The sequence below is a fragment of the Fructilactobacillus sp. X2R1C1 genome, assembly GCF_059901435.1.
Genome location: NZ_JBWXUV010000165.1, coordinates 1 through 233, shown reverse-complemented (window position 1 = coordinate 233; position 233 = coordinate 1). Strand labels below are relative to the sequence as shown.

Annotated in this window: 1 protein-coding gene; it reads right to left on the bottom strand. The window is 45.9% G+C overall.

What is annotated here, in order from left to right; translation table 11 throughout:
• The coding region (locus AC6UDG_RS07895) for a hypothetical protein (RefSeq protein WP_500707019.1) at positions 1 to 233 on the bottom strand (233 nt) is incomplete at both ends.

The window sequence follows — 233 nt, the reverse complement described above, 5'->3', positions numbered from 1 at the left end:
GCCATGAGCAGTAATGTTAGCCTGATTTGCTAAAACTGTTACTGGAACAAAGAAGGTTTTGCCGTTTGATGCGGTAATGCCAACCTGATACTGTCCTGGTACCTGATTATTAACCTTGGATGTATCAATCTTGGTAATCGTTGCCTTTGTTCCATCTTCGTTAGTTGCACTAGCACCGTAAGCTGCGGCGTCGGTTGGTACGTTGTCGCCAGCATAAATGGAGATGCCGTGAG